This is a genomic window from Mesorhizobium sp. B4-1-4, assembly GCF_006439395.2.
In the GTDB taxonomy this organism is placed as follows: domain Bacteria; phylum Pseudomonadota; class Alphaproteobacteria; order Rhizobiales; family Rhizobiaceae; genus Mesorhizobium.
In genome coordinates this window covers 1881807-1898341 of record NZ_CP083950.1, presented here as the reverse complement: position 1 = coordinate 1898341, position 16535 = coordinate 1881807, and the positions used below count along the sequence as shown (strand labels likewise).

The 16535-nt window shown below is 60.2% G+C and carries 17 protein-coding genes, 1 tRNA gene and 1 pseudogene; 5 read left to right on the top strand and 14 right to left on the bottom strand.

Annotated elements, in window-relative coordinates:
* Positions 1-3: 3 nt before the first annotated feature.
* From FJW03_RS09145 to FJW03_RS09115, 7 genes are all read right to left on the bottom strand, one after another.
* On the bottom strand, positions 4-822 hold the full coding sequence (locus FJW03_RS09145) for an MBL fold metallo-hydrolase (protein WP_140760310.1): 819 nt from the start codon (positions 820-822) through the stop codon (positions 4-6).
* Positions 819-1619, bottom strand: a complete 801-nt coding sequence (locus tag FJW03_RS09140; protein WP_140760308.1) for a TatD family hydrolase — start codon at positions 1617-1619, stop codon at positions 819-821. Before FJW03_RS09140 ends, FJW03_RS09145 begins: the two co-directional genes overlap by 4 nt.
* On the bottom strand, positions 1619-3172 hold the full coding sequence (metG, locus tag FJW03_RS09135; protein ID WP_140760305.1) for a methionine--tRNA ligase: 1554 nt from the start codon (positions 3170-3172) through the stop codon (positions 1619-1621). The genes FJW03_RS09140 and metG overlap by 1 nt, the downstream gene beginning before the upstream one ends.
* Positions 3173-3310: 138 nt before the next feature.
* Complete coding sequence (locus FJW03_RS09130; RefSeq protein WP_140760303.1) at positions 3311-4366, bottom strand: DNA polymerase III subunit delta'; 1056 nt, start codon at positions 4364-4366, stop codon at positions 3311-3313.
* Positions 4363-5037 carry a dTMP kinase gene (gene tmk / locus FJW03_RS09125; RefSeq protein ID WP_140606882.1) on the bottom strand — a complete coding sequence of 225 codons (675 nt, stop codon included), beginning with the start codon at positions 5035-5037 and terminating at the stop codon, positions 4363-4365. The genes FJW03_RS09130 and tmk overlap by 4 nt, the downstream gene beginning before the upstream one ends.
* A gap of 82 nt (positions 5038-5119) precedes the next feature.
* Positions 5120-6283, bottom strand: a complete 1164-nt coding sequence (locus FJW03_RS09120; RefSeq protein ID WP_140760301.1) for a D-alanyl-D-alanine carboxypeptidase family protein — start codon at positions 6281-6283, stop codon at positions 5120-5122.
* Between the two features lie 97 nt (positions 6284-6380).
* Positions 6381-7607 carry a septal ring lytic transglycosylase RlpA family protein gene (locus tag FJW03_RS09115; protein ID WP_140760299.1) on the bottom strand — a complete coding sequence of 409 codons (1227 nt, stop codon included), beginning with the start codon at positions 7605-7607 and terminating at the stop codon, positions 6381-6383.
* 276 nt (positions 7608-7883) lie between these two features.
* Between FJW03_RS09115 and FJW03_RS09110 the strand changes: the two genes are divergently transcribed.
* Positions 7884-7973: transfer RNA gene (locus FJW03_RS09110), tRNA-Ser, on the top strand.
* 76 nt (positions 7974-8049) lie between these two features.
* Here FJW03_RS09110 and FJW03_RS09105 read toward each other — a convergent pair.
* The 7 genes and pseudogenes from FJW03_RS09105 to FJW03_RS09075 form a co-directional block, all read right to left on the bottom strand.
* On the bottom strand, positions 8050-8853 hold the full coding sequence (locus FJW03_RS09105) for a hypothetical protein (RefSeq protein ID WP_140760297.1): 804 nt from the start codon (positions 8851-8853) through the stop codon (positions 8050-8052).
* A gap of 204 nt (positions 8854-9057) precedes the next feature.
* Entirely contained in the window at positions 9058-9381 is a 324-nt protein-coding gene (locus FJW03_RS09100) for a hypothetical protein (protein ID WP_226890621.1), read from the bottom strand.
* A 471-nt stretch (positions 9382-9852) separates the two neighbouring features.
* A pseudogene (locus FJW03_RS09095) lies at positions 9853-10716 on the bottom strand (RNA ligase family protein).
* Between the two features lie 198 nt (positions 10717-10914).
* A complete protein-coding gene (locus tag FJW03_RS09090; protein ID WP_181173113.1) occupies positions 10915-11142 on the bottom strand; it encodes a hypothetical protein in 228 nt (75 codons plus the stop codon).
* A gap of 763 nt (positions 11143-11905) precedes the next feature.
* Positions 11906-12274, bottom strand: a complete 369-nt coding sequence (locus FJW03_RS09085) for a hypothetical protein (RefSeq protein WP_140760293.1) — start codon at positions 12272-12274, stop codon at positions 11906-11908.
* Positions 12275-12459: 185 nt separating this feature from the next.
* Positions 12460-12729 (bottom strand): hypothetical protein, encoded by a 270-nt coding sequence (locus FJW03_RS09080; protein ID WP_140760291.1) that lies wholly within the window; start codon positions 12727-12729, stop codon positions 12460-12462.
* A 139-nt stretch (positions 12730-12868) separates the two neighbouring features.
* The gene (locus tag FJW03_RS09075) at positions 12869-13102 is read right to left on the bottom strand and encodes a hypothetical protein (RefSeq protein ID WP_140606901.1); all 234 of its coding nucleotides are present in this window, start codon (positions 13100-13102) and stop codon (positions 12869-12871) included.
* A 348-nt stretch (positions 13103-13450) separates the two neighbouring features.
* Here FJW03_RS09075 and FJW03_RS09070 point away from each other — a divergent pair, with 348 nt between their 5' ends.
* The 4 genes from FJW03_RS09070 (at position 13451) to FJW03_RS09055 (ending at position 16440) form a co-directional block, all read left to right on the top strand.
* Positions 13451-14248 (top strand): sterol desaturase family protein, encoded by a 798-nt coding sequence (locus FJW03_RS09070; protein ID WP_140606902.1) that lies wholly within the window; start codon positions 13451-13453, stop codon positions 14246-14248.
* Between the two features lie 162 nt (positions 14249-14410).
* Positions 14411-15109 (top strand): DUF2161 domain-containing phosphodiesterase, encoded by a 699-nt coding sequence (locus FJW03_RS09065; protein ID WP_140760288.1) that lies wholly within the window; start codon positions 14411-14413, stop codon positions 15107-15109.
* A 57-nt stretch (positions 15110-15166) separates the two neighbouring features.
* Positions 15167-15574 (top strand): DUF930 domain-containing protein, encoded by a 408-nt coding sequence (locus FJW03_RS09060; protein WP_181168730.1) that lies wholly within the window; start codon positions 15167-15169, stop codon positions 15572-15574.
* 185 nt (positions 15575-15759) lie between these two features.
* Complete coding sequence (locus tag FJW03_RS09055; protein WP_140760284.1) at positions 15760-16440, top strand: TerC family protein; 681 nt, start codon at positions 15760-15762, stop codon at positions 16438-16440.
* The last annotated feature ends 95 nt before the right edge of the window (positions 16441-16535 follow it).

Sequence of the window (16535 nt, the reverse complement as noted above, 5' to 3'; positions counted from 1 at the left end):
GTATCACGCTGATTCATAGGGAATTTCGATCACCATGCCGTCATAGGCCGGGGTGACGTTAGCAGGCACTTCGCCCTTGACCGTGGCGTAGTCGAGCGGCACGTGCATGTGCGTCAGCACAGCCTGTTTCGGCGCCAGCTTTTCGATCCATTCAAGCGCCTGGCCAAGCGACAGGTGGCTCGGATGCGTCCTGTATTGCAACGCGTCGATGATCAGAACTTCAAGGGCGCGCAACTTTTCGACGGTGGCATCGGGAAAGTCGCTGATATCAGGGCAGTAGGCCAGCGTCCCGACGCGAAAGCCGAGCGAGATGATATCGCCGTGGATCTGTGGCAAAGGCTCGAGGGCGAGGGCACCCCCCTCTCCCTCGATCACCACCGGCTTGGCGTGGTCGATGATGTGGGCTTCGACGATCGGCGGATAGGAACTGCCTGCTGGTGTCTCGAAGCAATAGCCGAACGCCTGGCGCAGCCGCAGCATCGTTGGCTGGTCGGCGTGGATATCGATCCGCTGGCGCTGATCGAGGACGAAGCCGCGTAGATCGTCGATGCCGTGAATGTGGTCCGCGTGCGGATGGGTATAGACGGCCGCGTCAATGCGCCTGACAGAGGCCATCAACATCTGCTGGCGGAAATCCGGTCCGGTGTCGATGACGACGGTCGTGCGATTGCCGTTCGCGGCGATCCGCTCGACCAGCGCTGCCGTGCGCGTGCGCCGGTTCCTTGGATTTTCCGGGTCGCATTTGCCCCAGTCGCCAGTGATGCGCGGCGTACCTGGCGACGAGCCGCAGCCGAGAACGGTGACGCGCAGGCTGTCGCTCATGCGTTGGACGCCCGCTGGTCCGGGCGCGGCATTTTTCCAAACAGCCGAAAGAAGTTGTTCGTCGTCAATGCAGCGATTTCAGCCTCACCGACCCCGATCGTCTCGGCCAGCACCTTGGCGGTTTGCGCGACATAGGCCGGCTCGTTGCGCTTGGCGCGGAATGGTACTGGCGCCAGATATGGCGCGTCGGTCTCGACGAGCAGCCGGTCATGCGGCACATCGGCGGCGATGGCGCGCAATTCGGCAGAATTCTTGAATGTCAGTATGCCTGAGAACGACACATAGCCGCCAAGCGAAACGCCCACCTCGGCCAGCTGGCGACCCGACGAGAAACAGTGCAGGATGAAAGGAAAGGCACCCTTCCCCGTTTCCTGCTCGAGGATATCGGCCATGTCCTCGTCGGCGTCGCGCGAATGGATGACCAGAGGCAGTCCGGTTTCGCGAGCGGCGGCGATGTGGGCGCGAAAGCCCTGCGCTTGCGCATCGCGAGGCGCCTTGTCGTAGAAATAATCAAGCCCGGCCTCGCCGATCGCCACCACCTTGGGGTGAGCCGATAAACGGACAAGGTCGGCGGCAGTAACGTCGAGCTCTTCTGCGGCATTGTGCGGATGGGTGCCGACCGAGCAATACACCTCGTCGAAAGTCTCCGCGATTTCAAGAATTTGCTGAAATCGCTTCACACGGGTCGATATCGTCACCATGCGGCCGATGCCGGCCGCCACGGCGCGGGCGACAATGGCCGCCCGCTCCTCGGCGAAATCTGGAAAATCCAGATGGCAGTGGCTGTCGACGAGCATCAGGCGTTCGCGTCCGGCTGGTCGACGTAACGCGGAAACACACCTTCCGGCACAGGCAAGGCGGAACCCGGGACAAGCGCATGATCGGCGTGGACGTGCACGAAGTCGCGCCTGTCCGCCGGCACCGCCAGCAGGTCAAGCAGCTTCGAGGCCGATCCCGGAATGTAGGGCTGGCACAGCATCGCCACGCGCCGTACCACTTCGGCTGTCGTCCACAGCACCGTTTCCATGCGCTCCGGATTGGTCTTTTTCAGCGCCCATGGCTCCTGCCCGGCGAAATACCGATCGGCTTCCGCCACGACGCCGAAGATCGCCGCCAGCGCCAGATGGATGCCTTGTTCGGCCATCGCCTTGCGCGCGGTGGCAAGAGCGGCCGCCGCCTGATCCAGGATCGTGCTGTCGGCATCGGTCAGGTCGCCGCGCTTCGGCACCACGCCGCCGCAATTCTTGGCGATCATCGACAGCGAGCGCTGCGCCAGATTTCCGAGGCCGTTGGCGAGATCGGCGTTGGTGCGGTTCACGATCGCTTCATGGCTGTAGCTGCCGTCCTGGCCGAACGGCACTTCGCGCAGGAAGAAATAGCGTACCTGGTCGAGACCGTAATGCTCGATCATGGTGAATGGGTCGATGACGTTGCCGACCGATTTCGACATCTTCTCGCCGCGGTTGAACAGGAAGCCGTGGCCGAAAACGCGCTTCGGCAGCGGGATGCCAGCCGACATCAGGAAGGCTGGCCAATAGACCGCATGGAAGCGCACAATATCCTTGCCGATGATATGTGCATCGGCCGGCCAGAAGCGCCAATTATCAGCCTTTTCATCGGGATAGCCGACACCGGTAATATAATTGGTCAACGCGTCGACCCACACATACATCACGTGCTTGTCGTCGCCAGGCACCGGCACGCCCCAATCAAAGGTCGTGCGCGAGATCGACAGGTCTTTCAGCCCCGATTTGACGAAGCTCATCACCTCATTGCGCCGCTCGGCCGGGCCGATGAAGTCGGGCTGGTTTTCATAGAGGGCAATGAGCTTGTCCTGATAGGCCGAGAGGCGGAAGAAATAGCTCTCCTCCTCCACCCATTCGACAGGCGTGCCCTGTGGTCCATAGCGGACATTGTCGGGACGGACCTCCGTCTCCTCCTCGCCGTAATAGGCTTCGTCGCGCACCGAGTACCAGCCGGCATAGCCGCCCTTGTAGATATCGCCATTGGCGTCCATCGCCTTCCAGATCGCCTGCGAAGACGCGTAATGCCGTTCTTCCGTGGTGCGGATGAAATCGTCGTTGGAGGCGTTGAGCGCGGCCGCCATGCGCTTGAAATCGGCTGAATTGCTATCGGCCAGTTCGCGTGCCGAAATGCCTTCGCGCTTCGCCGTCTGCAGCATCTTGATTCCGTGCTCGTCGGTGCCCGTCAGGAAGAAGACTTGCTTGCCGTCGAGCCGCTGGAAACGGGCGAGCGCGTCGGTGGCGATTAGCTCGTAGGCATGGCCGATATGCGGCTTGCCGTTCGGATAGGAGATCGCGGTCGTGATGTAGAATGTGTCGCGTGACATGAATGAACCGTCATGAATGTCTGAATGGAAGCCGTGGCGGTGGATATCGCATCGGAATGGCGATTGCCATCCCGAGACCAATGCATGCCGCCAAAAGTGACCCCGGTTTTGGGCCAACGGCATGCATCGAAAAGGCCGTCACATTCGCATCGCAGACTTCAGGCGGTCGATCATGGTCAGGGCGTGCTGCTTCTTGTCGAGATTGTAGGTGTCGGTTTCAGATATAGCGTTCAGCGCCTCGTGCCAAGTGTCCGACAACGCTTTGGCACGCGCAAGGTCCCCGTCCAGGGCCACCCGGCTTGCCGCGTCCGATAAAAGATCGAGCGCCCGGCGATTGAAGATGTCGAACTGGATCGCCTGATCGCGCCCGGCGACGGCCTCGGCAAGGCGGTAGGTTGCGCCGACGTCGCTCTTTCCTGCCGCCACAAGCCCATCGAGCGTCTGGGCGATCTCCAGCCCGCCATACTGGGTCAGCAGGATGGCGTTGCGGGCGCTGCCCCCTGCCCGTTCGACCAGTGCCGCCTGTGCTGCCGGATCATCCGGCGGCGGCGGCTCGGCGGTCTGCAGCACCGCCAGCAAATCGTCGGCATCGAGCGGCGTCATGCGTACCACCTGGCAGCGCGAGCGGATCGTCGGCAGCAGGCTGCCCGGCGCATGGACGATGAGAATGAACAGCGTTCTTGCCGGCGGCTCCTCGAGGTTTTTCAGCAAGGCGTTGGCGGCATTGGCATTCATGTCGTCGGCGGGATCGACGATCACCACCCTGTAGCTGCCGTCATGCGAGGTCAGCGACAGGAAGCGGCTGACCTTGCGGATCTCGTCCACGGTGACGACGGTCTTGAAGCTCTTGGTCTTATCGTTCAGCGGACGGGTCAGGTGCAGCACGCCGGGATGTGCGCCGGTTGCGATCTGGCGAAACAGCGGCGACGCCGGATCGGGCACGGCAAGCCTTTCCGGGGCCTGATCGAAGGCCGGGTATTTCAACAGATGATGCGCAAGATGGAAGGCCAGCGTCGCCTTGCCGATGCCTACCGGTCCGGCGAAGATCAGCGCATGCGGCAGCTTTCCCGACCGATAGGCGGCGGCGAGCATGCCGGCCGCCTGCCCGTGTCCGACAAGACGGGGCGTTTCGGCGGGCTCGGGTACGCCGTCCAGCGTATCGTGCTGTTCCGGCGCGATGCGTTCGAAGATCATACCGGTGCGGCCTGCCTGTTGCGCGCGGGTGCCCTCGCCTCGAGTGCCGCGAACACGGCCGCGGTGACGACATCCTCCACCGTGTTTGGATCGGCCGACGCGTCGACGACGATGCAGCGTCCCGGCTCGGCCGCGGCGATGGCCAGGAAGGCATCACGCCGGGCCTGATGGATGGCGAGCGTCTCCTTTTCGAAGCGGTCGGCGCCCGCGTCGCTGCCGCGCCGCAGCGTCGCGCGCCTGAGGCCCTCGGCCGGATCGATATCGAAGATCAGCGTCATGTCCGGCATCATGCCGTTGATCGCGACCTGCTCCAGCGTTTCCATGAACGCCGGATCGATTCCACCGGTAACGCCCTGGTAGACACGCGAGGAATCCAGAAAGCGGTCGCACAACACGATGGTGCCGCGCTCGACCGCGGGTCGGATGACCTGCTCGACATGGTCGGAGCGCGCGGCGGCGAAGAGCAGCGCTTCCATCTTCGGCCCGAATGGCTCCGCGGCGCCTGAAAGCAGCACATGCCTGACCGCTTCGGCGCCTGGCGAGCCGCCCGGTTCGCGCGTGAGCAGGACATCGTATTTCTTGGCGCGCATCTTTCTCGCCAGCCGCTCGATCTGCGTCGACTTGCCTGCGCCCTCGCCGCCTTCGAAGGTGATGAAAAATCCGCGCGCCAATCGAAAGAGCCTTTGTCCATGTTGGAGTGGATTGTTGCGCTCTAGATAGTCCGCGTTCGGGAAAACGTCCATGCCGTCGGTGCTATCGCAGCCAGCCGATCGCCAGTTCCTTGACGGCATCGAGTGCGCGCTGCGGCAAGGTGCCGACACTGATCGACTCGGCGGCGAAGAGTGGCGTCTCCTGGCTTAGCGTATCACCGATCCAGACGCGCAGCGCGCCCACCGGCTGCCCTGCCTCCACCGGAGCGGCGACCGGGCCGGTGTAGACGATCCGGGCCGTCAGCTTGTCACGGTTGGTGATCGGCAGGAAGATGTCGATCGGCCCTTTTGCCTTCAGCGTCACGCCGGATTTCGCCCCGCCAAAAACCTGGGCCTCGCCGATCACCTCGTCCCTGGCGAATATCTCGGTCTTCTCGAAGGACCGCGCGCCCCAGTCGAGTAGCTTGCGCGCCTCTTCGGCGCGTTCCTTGTCGTTGGCAAGCCCGCTCATCACCGCGATCACCCGGCTGCCGTTATGGCTGGCCGAAGCGACGATACCGAAGCCGGCCGCCTCGCTGGCACCGACAACCAGGCCATCGGCGCCGATGTCCATGGCCAACAGCGGGTTACGGTTTTTCTGGGTGATCTTGTTCCAGGTGAAATCCTTCAGCCCATAGTAGCGATAGTAATCCGGGTAATCGCGCCACAAATGCAGGGCAAGCTGGGCCAGCTCGCGCACTGTCGTCTGCTGACCGTCCGCCGGCAGACCGGTCGAATTGACGAAAGTCGATGTCTTGAGGCCGATCTGGCGGGCGCGTTCGGTCATCTGCGCGGCAAAATTGTCCTCGGATCCAGCCATGCCTTCGGCGATGACGATGCAGCCGTCATTGGCAGCCTGTACGGTCACGCCCTGGATCAGGTCCTCGAGGCGGATCGCCGATTTGAGCTTGGCAAACATCGTCGACGTTCCCGACGGCGCGCCGCCCTTGCGCCAGGCGTTTTCGCTCACGACGAACGTGTCGTCGAGCTTGAGACGCCCGGACTTGAGGCCGTTGAAAACCACTTCCATGGTCATCAGCTTGGCCATTGAGGCCGGCGGGATCGGCTTGTCGGCATCTTTCGAAAACAGCACCGTGCCGGTATCGGCATCGATCATGAAGGCCTGTGCGGCCTTGGTCTCGAAAAGCTGTGCGCGGGCCGGGGTCAGAGAAAGCAGGAGACCGAGAAGAAGAACCCCGGCAAAAGGCTGAAGCAAGCGAAACTGCATGAAATTCGACCCGTTGGCCGGTCCCTCCGGCAAGCCAGCGAAACTATCCGGCTTTTTCCGGGACGGATCAACTGTTCAGTGGAATCCGTCTCGCGTATCAGTCGCGCACGGCCAGCGCATCGGGCGCGCCATGCGTCCACGCCGCCTGCAGCAATTCGTCCACGCCGCCGTGGCCATCCGGATAGAGATTGACGGCATACCAGTCATTGCCGTCGAGATCGGAACGCTGGATCTCTATCCGGCCAAAGGGCTCGAGTGCGGCGGCCACGCGCTTGGCTTCAGCGGCATTGTCGAAGGTGCCGGCGGCGACATAGTCGGAATTGGACGGTGACGCCTTCGGATTGGATTTCTTCCACGACCGCAAGATGTCGGCCGGTGACATGCCGCTGTCGTCCAACGCGGCAAAAACATCCGCGCGCCGCACGCGTTCATCCGTATAGGACAGCGAAGCCACGGCGAACGGCGAACGCGGCGGCAGCATAATGTCCGGGCGCTCAGGCACGATCGGACCGAAATCGGGCAGTGCCACGTCGCCGAAGGCCGGCGCCTGCGCCGACAGGGCAGCCGGCTGAGCGAAGGCCGGGCCGGAATCCGTCATCTGGCCCGGGAACGGCGCGGCGGCGGCACCCACCGGCAGGCTCGGCGACGGCCCGTTCATGGCGACCATGACGCCGCTAGGCAGGCCGTCCGACGGGTCCGGGCGCCTATTGCCGGGATGGTAGGAGGCCATCAGATACTGGTCGTCATCGCCGTCGAGCGGCGCGCGCCCGACATATTCCACCTTCACCTCGGCCGTGCCGACATTGGCATAGTCGAGCATCTCCGCGGCACGCTGCGACACGTCGATGATGCGGCCCTCGTGGTAGGGTCCGCGATCATTGACGCGGACGATGACCGAACTGCCGGTCTTGAGATTGGTGACGCGGGCATAGCTCGGCAGCGGCATGGTCGGGTGTGCCGCCGTCAGGTGCGCCACGTCGTAGACTTCGCCGTTGGCGGTCAGCCGGCCGTGGAAGGCATCACCATACCAGGAGGCCAAACCGACCTTGGCGTAGCGCTTTTCTTCCTTCGGATAATACCACTTGCCGCGAACCTGGTAGGGTTTGCCGAGCTGGTCGCGGCCGCCGCCACGCCGCATGAAGGCAACGCGCGGGCTGGCTTTCACGCCATATTCGGTTTCGGCGAAATATTCCTTGGATCGATGCTTGGGATTGACCATCGCCTTCGGCTGCGGCGACGCGCACGCCGCCAGCAACGCGGCCGACGCAGCAAACAGCGCAATCGTGGAAGCGCGACGAAGACGCGGGCGCGTCGCAGCCTGCATGTTCCTGAAATCCCCTACAGTCTCAATCAAAGATGCCGCCGTTTGACATCAGAGGAGCCAAAGCACTCACTCGACAATACCAAAGGCGACTAGAACCCCGATCCTTTTTGCGCAGGAATTGTTTATCACGGTATTAACCGATTATGGCCGGAACCGGGCAAGATTGTGACGCTGCTTGCCGGGGATCACCTGTCTGGGTCATGCGCGCTTCACGGAAGCCGGTTGACAGGTCTTTGCCAGGCACACTAGAGCAGTCGCCTGTGATGAACAGTCACTGGAGGGATGGCCGAGCGGTTTAAGGCACCGGTCTTGAAAACCGGCGTGGGCGCAAGTTCACCGTGGGTTCGAATCCCACTCCCTCCGCCAAGTCAAGCCGAAATGGTGGGTTTTCTCGCATTTTTCGGCTCTAAATAGCCAGACGACTAGCCAAACCGAAAGCGTTCTATAGCGCCACGATCAGCCGCAAGAAACTCATGCCTTGCGTTGCCGTCGCAATTGCTAGGTCGAGGGGCGCTTCGTGTGCCTGGTCGAAACCAGCACCGTGGCGGAACGGATGGGCAGAATGAACCCACGCTTTGAAAGTTCCTAAGAGCCTGTCAACCTTGTCCCCCGCTTCCGGATAAGCGGAGAAATGGTTTAGGAGTTTCGGCCTTAGGTGGTCGTCAATCGCTTTCGGGCTTATTCGGTCAATTTTAGTTGGACCGATGATTGTTATAAATGCGCTTTCAACAGCCTCGAAAATCCCGCTAATTAACCCTTTCCCGCTTTGGTGGGCGACGTCCAAATTGGATAATGCGTCTTGCAACGCGTGATTTGCAGCGGTGAACCGCGTCGATCCTAGTCCCGCCATGGTGCTTTGAATCGCTCGCTCAAATTCTTCGTCTACGAAAAAATGCACTCCACCCTTGTCGTCTATTCGATACCGGAGGGATTCTTCGGCAATTATTGCTCGCGCCTCAGCAAGCAGGAGATTATGAAGACCGTTCATCTTCAGCCACAACGTAATGCCACTGAGGATGTCTGCTATGTCCTCCTTTTCCCAGAAAGCGGAATGGTTATAACTAATCGGATAAGCAACGCCGAACATTCTTTCCATTTGCTCGGCAAAATCCGATTTGTCGCCCATTCTCGCGGCGGCGAACCAAGCTACTAAACGACGCCGTGCGCGCACACTATCCGCCAAGAGGACCGGCTCGCGCAGGTAATTTCGGCGAAAGTATCCGCCTTCTTCTGGTCCACTGCTCATGAATGCTCCGATTGAAAATTCTGAATCCCGACTTTCATTCAATTCCAGACAAAGCGCCAGATAGCAGCCGAGGCTATCCCCTCGGCAAGCTGTGAATCTCCAGCCTAACCGGTCCGCCGCGATCGCAGCTTGTGCAAAACAGCGCTCGCTCGACCGTGCTGAACAATGCGTCCTTGCCATATCGTTTATTCAGCGCTGCCGGCTTTACGTCCGCATGGTGCGAGCAATTTTTGCACCATGCGCGCAACCGGTGCCAATCGCGCAAATCGCCAAGTCCAGGCCGGCGTGGATGCTGCCGTCAATGATGGTTTGCGGAGGAACAGTCGGTTCGCCTGGAGTTACAATTTTCTCCATCCTGTGGCGACCGTTGTAGTGGATTAGCACCATGCCCGGACGACGCCGGACAGCCGCTTGCCATGCCGCTTGGCTGACCGTTGAATCTGGTGATCGGCAGATCGTTTCGACAAGTGTTTTTTCCTCACGATCCCAAACTTCAATCCGGAAATTATCTTCTGCCGTTTTTCCCATGGCTTAGCCCGGCGAGCGCAGCGCCCGCCCGTCCCGTTAAACAACCCTTTGTATGAGCAATAAGGAACAAATTCCTACGGCGTCAAGGCGGCGTTTGGTATTGTTGTTCCCATTTTTTTCACCTGCCGGTGGGGCGGCCCCCTCAACTCACCTAATGTAACGTATTCATATCAAAATTGTGGTATGATTCGTCGGGTGGGCAAGAAGGCGAGGCGCAAAGCAAAGCACTCTATTGAGCTACCGTTTGAAGACGAGGCTCAAACGGAAGCGGTCTACTATGCGCGGAAGTGCGGGATTACCGCAGAAGAAGCCTTGCGGATCATCAAAGAGGCCGGCCCGTCCAAGGACGCTAGAACTGCGCCGGCCTTGTCCCGTTCCATTAGATAACCGACGTATCTCTGCCGGTCATCCCCACACCGCCGCCTGCAACTCGCTGCACGTGCAACTGGCCTCTCTTGGCCATAGCCGGCGCTAATCAGGCTCTTCCCAAAAATCCTGCAACGACGCGTGACGCAAATCTTCCTCGCCGCGCAGATGCTTCACGCGGCCAATCAGCCCCGGCTTGACCCATTGCGTTGCCGAACGCTTCATCCCCTTCGGCGGAGGTCCTGCATGCTCCTGGACGTGCTTCCAGAGGCGTTCGCGTACCTCCCGGCCGGCGTTGATGAATGCGGAGCCGACATAACGTCCGGTGCCGCGCTCTGCCATCAACGCAAAGGCTGGTTTTGCCCGGCTCGCGCTCGACGCCTAGCAACTCATATTCATCGACGCTGAAAGCCTTGGTCTTAAGCCACGCGGTCGATGGTCCGCTTCGGTAAACGCTATCCCGCCGTTTCGATACCATGCCTTCAAGGCCGGCTTGGTCGATCAAATGAAAAATTGCCTTCGCATCGCCCGGTAGCGCCTGGCTGAATTGAATGCGCTGTCCGTCGGGAATTAATACGGCGAGGATTCGCGACGGTCCACCAATACCATGTCCCGCAAATCGTGACCGTTTAGATGCAAGAGATCGAAGGCGACGAAATAGAGATCGTGCTGCCGGCGCGTGATCGCTTTGCGCAACTCGCCGAAATCCGAATTGCCGGATTCGTTGAGAACGATAATTTCGCCGTCGATGATCGCGCTATCAACGTTCAGCGCGGCAGCGGCTTTGGAGAAGTCCCGATATTTTGCCGCCCAGTCGAGACCGCGCCGGGTGAATATTCGAACACCCTCGGCGTCGCGAACAATCTGCGATCGGTAGCCGTCAAATTTGACTTCGTGAATCCAATCCGCGCTCTCTGGCGGCTTTTCCACCAAAGTTGGCATCAACGGAGGGATGAACTCCAAACGCATGCACTGCCCCAACAACCGCGAGTCAAGGCGCGATGGCTAAATTAGTTCCGGAACATTTTAGGCAAATTGAATGTTCAAACGGTTATGGCAGACAAAGACGTAGCCGCTTGCTGGACAGCGCTTCACATGGTGCGGATGGCAATTGAGGGAAACGTGCCCTGCCGGCGTCCTGCCGAGTGAGGAAGCTGTGTTAGAGCTTTACGGACCGGAACCTATCCATGAAGCCGAAGCACTGGCCAAGGCGATCATTGCGACGGTCGAAAAGCTTGCGGAAAAGCCCTGACCATAAGCGGGCGGAGGACCGGCCCGCCATTTTTGCTGATTTTGCTGATTAATTTGTCGCCAGTAGCCAAAGACATGGCCAAGAAGGCTTTGCGACCATTTGTTTGAATGTTTGCTGCTCGATTGACAATTTGTCTGTGCCATTCACGCAAATCGCACAGCGCCACGTCCAAGCCAGCATGAACACTGCGGCGGGATCGTCGGTTCGCCTGCATGGTTGTCGCACCGGCCGGCGAACTCCTGTATGCATAGCGGAAAGCATGGGGGTGCTGTCGCCGTGATCGTAGCGCAGACCACTGAGAGGGACCACTTCGGATTTTACCCGATATTGCGGCCAATGCGTCAGGTGCGACAGGGAAAGGACAGTGACACGTACCAGTCGGACCTAAAGGCCGGAAGCGTTCCGGTCGGCATTCAAACTTTTCTCGCGGCTAACAGCGCATGCCGCGCCATTGATCTTGAATTCGTTGTGAATTTGTCACTCGTAAATTGCCGCGTGTCGGATGCTAGGCCCTTCGCCGTTTGGAAAGCTTCCGCAATAGGTCCGCTTCGTCCGTAATCCCGTCATCGAAAATTTGGAAGACTTTCATAGCCAAGAATTCGCGCTGCTCCCGGTCTTTCTTGGCGAGGCGGCGTTCGTAGCACAGCCGATCAAGCACCCGCTTGAGCATAGCCAGATCAGCGGGCCAGTAGACACCATATCGCGACATTAACACGGCCGCCGCCCCCGCGTGGCTTATGAGGATTTCATACGCGAAAATAGCTTGTCCCGTTGTGGAACAAATTCACGGCTTGGTGATTTCTAAACAGAAGTGGATTCTCTTCTTCACAGGGCCGCTGAGAAAGCCCGTCGCAACGGTCATTGGCTGCGACAGGCTTTTACTTATGTAGCAAACGCACCAAGCGCCTACTTCCTGATAATCCAATCCACTAAGGCAGCTTCAACGCGCTCGCATCCGGTGAACTCGTAGACCAGGCTCTGAGCTAGATCGCGCCATTGACCCTCCGGTGCCTTCATTTCCAAGGCCAAGTCATGAAAGACGTTGCGGAGAATGTCTGCATCGAACGCGGACACGTGGTGCCGCTCAACGTTTCTGGTCGCCTCGTCTATCTTGCGCTTGCGCAACCGCTTTAGAAGGTCGCGCGATGCCGCGATTGCACGCCGGGTTTGATCTATGTCGAAGCGCAGTGAGGCAATTTCAGCCCTAGATCGGTGCTGCGAGATGAAGGTGGCGTCGATCATCGCGCGCGCGATGTCTGTACGGCTTTCAACCATCGCTACCTCCCAATAGCTGAGATTGTAAGTACCTCTATTTAAAGCGGGTCTCCAAGGGATTCAACGTCGGTTTGATACCAAGGGCGCGCGCGCTATTCGGCAGGATCGCCCGAAATGGCGTCGTGAACTTTCGTGCCAATATAGCCCTTCGGTTCGGATAGCCGCTGCTCACGCCGTAGCTGGAATTACCCGATCCAGTCGCGCCATTTATTTTGCGCGGCCTCGGGCGTGTCGGTCGGCAAAATACGATCCACATTTGCCGATCCAGCGGTGATCTTGAAAAGCTCCGCCACTAATGCGGAGCCGTCCGCCGTGAGCGTGTTGCCGCTATTGCTTAGGGGAGGCAGAACGCTCCTCAACCAGCGCGGCCCGGCGTCGCGAGCTACGATGCTCGAAACAGTCAGAAGAGCGTGACAGAGCAGGACAAGTCGGCCGAAAACCAGACGCGATTTCAATGAATTCCGGCTGATCTTCAGTTGGCATCTTGGAGGGCTAAGGCGTAGACGAGTTCTCATCGCCATCCTGCACTGCCCGCAAGCAATCCGCGGCGATAAGGGCGCGGCGATGGCAGCCCGCGCGACGCCAGGCGATTGCTCAGTCGGATTGCTGGGTGCGCTCGGCGATCGCGAATGCCTGCAGGTTCTTGGCCTTGCCTATATCCTGATCCGCGTTTGCGATGATCGAAAAGAAGGCCGCTCTGGCAATGTCCTTCTTCGAGGCGTTGGGATGCGCTTTCTGAGCTGCCTTGACAAGCTGCTTGGGAGACATGTCGGGCGTGACGATCCTCATGAGGGTGTCGCCGATCGCACTCATTTCACTTGCGTCCATGACGGGGTGTCCTGTGCTGACCGTGAGGCCACAATAGCAAGGATCATTCGCGGCTGCCAAGATGGAACCTGCACAAGATAGCACCTGAAATAGAAAACCCCACCGGCAGGGAACCGGAGGGGTTAGTCCTGGGAGGACGCGGGTCGCGCTGCGTTCGCAAACCGCGCGCTCGCCAGATATCGCCCTGTTGCGACGCCTATGTGACAATGGCGGGCGCCGCTGTCGCACTGCCCGTCGCAAACACGACCCCAAAGCCCATATCAAGCCTTTGGAAAGGAGAGATGTGCTTCTGTTCAGAAGCCCAGGCGCAGGCCGCGCCGCGACAGACAAGGCGATAGAGGCGGATGAATGGATATTTTTGGCATCAAGGCGCTGCTGATCTGCGCATTGATCTTCATTCCGTTCGAACATCTGTTCGCCGAGCGGCCGCAGAAGATCTTTCGCAAGGGCTTCGATGTCGATCTGATCTATCTGATGTTCAACGCCTTCATCGTAAAGGTGGCCATGGTCATGATGGCGGCCGTTGTCCTCCACGTCGCCGCAGTCCTTGTCCCTCAATCGGTGACGCGAGCCGTCAGCGGTCAGCCCGTCTGGCTGCAGGTTGCGGAAATCATCCTGATCACCGACATCGGTGTCTACTGGGCGCATCGCGCCTTCCACAAAATCCCCGCGCTTTGGAAGTTCCATGCGGTTCACCACGGCATCGAGGAACTGGACTGGCTCGGCGCTTTCCACTCCCACCCGGTCGACGCGATTGCCACAAAGGCGATATCGCTGATGCCGATCTTTCTCCTTGGGTTCTCCGAGGCCTCGATCGCCGTCTTTTCGATGATCTACTTTGGGCACACGATGCTCGTTCATTCAAACCTGCGGGTTCCGTTCGGCCCCTTGAAGTGGCTGATCGCCAGCCCGCAGTTCCATCGCTGGCACCATGCCAACCAGCGCGAAGCCTATGACAAGAACTTCGCTGGGCAACTGCCTCTCCTCGACGTGCTGTTCGGCACCTACAATGCCACAGGCAATAAGGCGCCGGAAAAGTATGGCGTCGATGATCCGATCCCTGCCAGCTATTTCGGACAGATCGGCTATCCGCTCCGGCCCCGCAGGAAAGTTTCGAACCGAGCCCAGCCGAGCACCGAGGCCTGACGAGCTAGCATCGAGAACGCAGGACCGATGGCCAATCGACATTTGCCGTGTCGCCTTGTGGCAGCAGACGCTGCGTCAAGAGCCGGTTTTGGCCGCTGCCGGCAAAATTCCAGCCTCCACATCCGGAAGGCTTTTGGCGTCGAATCGGCTAAGCCTTGAGACATGAACGAGACCTCACTCTATGTGCCGGTGAAGCGGTTCCTCGAAAGTCTCGACTTCGTCGTGAAGGGGGAAATTGGCGGCTGCGACATCGTCGCGCTGCGTGAGGGTGAGCCGGCGGTCGTCGTCATCTGCGAATTGAAACTGCAATTCAATCTCGAACTGGTGCTGCAAGGCGTCGACCGCGCGGCGGCTTGCGACGAAGTATGGCTGGCGGCGCGCATGTCGGCGCGGGGCAAGGGCCGCGAAAGCGACGCCAGGTTCCGCAACCTCTGCCGCCGGCTCGGCTTCGGTTTGCTTGGCGTGACCGCGACTGACCGTATCGAGGTGCTTCTCAGTCCGGTCGCGCCTGCGCCGCGCAGGAACGCGCGACGCCGCTCCCGTCTTGTCGACGAGCATCAGCGCCGCCGCGGCGATCCTGTCGCGGGCGGAGGGTCGCGCAATCCGATCATGACCGCTTACCGCCAAAGCGCCCTCGCCTGCGCGGCCGCAATGGCCGATGGTCCCAAACGGCCGCGCGATCTGAAGGTCCTGACGCCGATCGCGCCGAAAATCCTGCAGCATAATGTCTATGGCTGGTTCGCGCGCGTCGACCGTGGCCTCTACGATCTCACGGATGCCGGCCGCGCCTCGCTGGTCCGTTGGCCCCCGGTCTCGCATGACGAAGTCCGACACGAGATTTTGATTGCGCCGACCCCCTGAATGCCGGGACTTGCCGGGCCATGAAGTGCCCCTCTCTGTTGATTTTTCAGACAAAATATGGTGCTTGTCCCGCCCATGAAGACACTCTGCATGGTGGCCGTGGCGTCGCTGATATTGGCCTTCCCGGCCAGCGCAATGGACAATGCTTTGCGTGCCGGGCTGATGAAACTTGATCCGCAAACCCGCCTCGAGCAGCGGTGCGATGCCGAAGTTCTGGATCGGATCACCCACGATGACCGCAAGTTCAAAGCCGATCGCGTCGTCGCCTACGCCTTCGCGACGCCCGAGATGAGCGCCGATGCGATCAGGAGCCCGGGTGCGGCGTTCCGCAGCAAAGGACAGTGGTACCGGCTGAAATTCAAGTGCCAGACGGGACCGGACCATATGCAAGTTCTCCAGCTCCGCTACCGAATCGGCGATGAGATCCCGGAAGGCGACTGGGCAAAGTACAATCTCTACGATTAGTTTTTTCGCGAGTTCGGGTCCGCGTTGGCTCGCGAGCCGGCGGTTGCTGAACATTCCCTGTAATGCCACGGCCACGAATTGGTTTTCCAGTGTTGTCCAGTGCTGTGTCTTGACGGCAGCGGACCATCCCTTTAGGCCCGTTTCGACAATCGACGACGAACACTCGGCGAAGGGCTTCCAGGTCGATGGAAATATTTACCGCCGCGGGCCTGTCGGCTCTTCTTCAGGTCATCGCCATCGACCTTGCGCTCGCGGGCGATAACGCCATTGTCATCGGCCTCGCCGCGGCCGGCTTGCCGGCCAGCCAGCGCAAGCGGGCGATTCTCGTCGGCATCGTGGCCGCCACCATTCTTCGCATTTTTTTCGCTCTGATCACGCAATGGCTGCTCACCATTGGCCCCATGCTGCTGATCGGAGGCGGCCTGTTGCTACTGTGGGTCTGCTGGAAGATGTGGCGCGAATTGCGTGTCAGCCACGAGCAGGAGCGTGACGCTACCGAATCGCTGTCCAATGGCGGCTTCGACAGCGATGGGGCCGGCAAGGGACCGAGCAAGACCTTCTCGCAGGCCGCCTGGCAGATCGTGATCGCCGACGTTTCGATGTCGCTCGACAACGTCCTTGCCGTCGCGGGAGCGGCAATGAACCATCCGACGGTGCTGATTGTCGGACTGGCTCTGTCGATCGCCTTGATGGGCTTTGCCGCATCCTTCGTCGCGCGCCTGCTGCACAAATACCGCTGGATTGCCTACATTGGTCTGGCGATCATTCTCTACGTCGCGGTCAAGATGCTGCTGGACGGCGCGGTGCAGCAATTCCCCGAGCATTTTGCCTTCCTGGAGCCTTGGTTCGGGTCGGGCGGACACTGAGCGGCAAGCACCGCGCCGGCCGGCGGTTTGCCTGATCGCCGAACCCGTGCTATTGCGCCGCCCAAATTGAGCTCCTGCCGGAGCCATGCAAACCG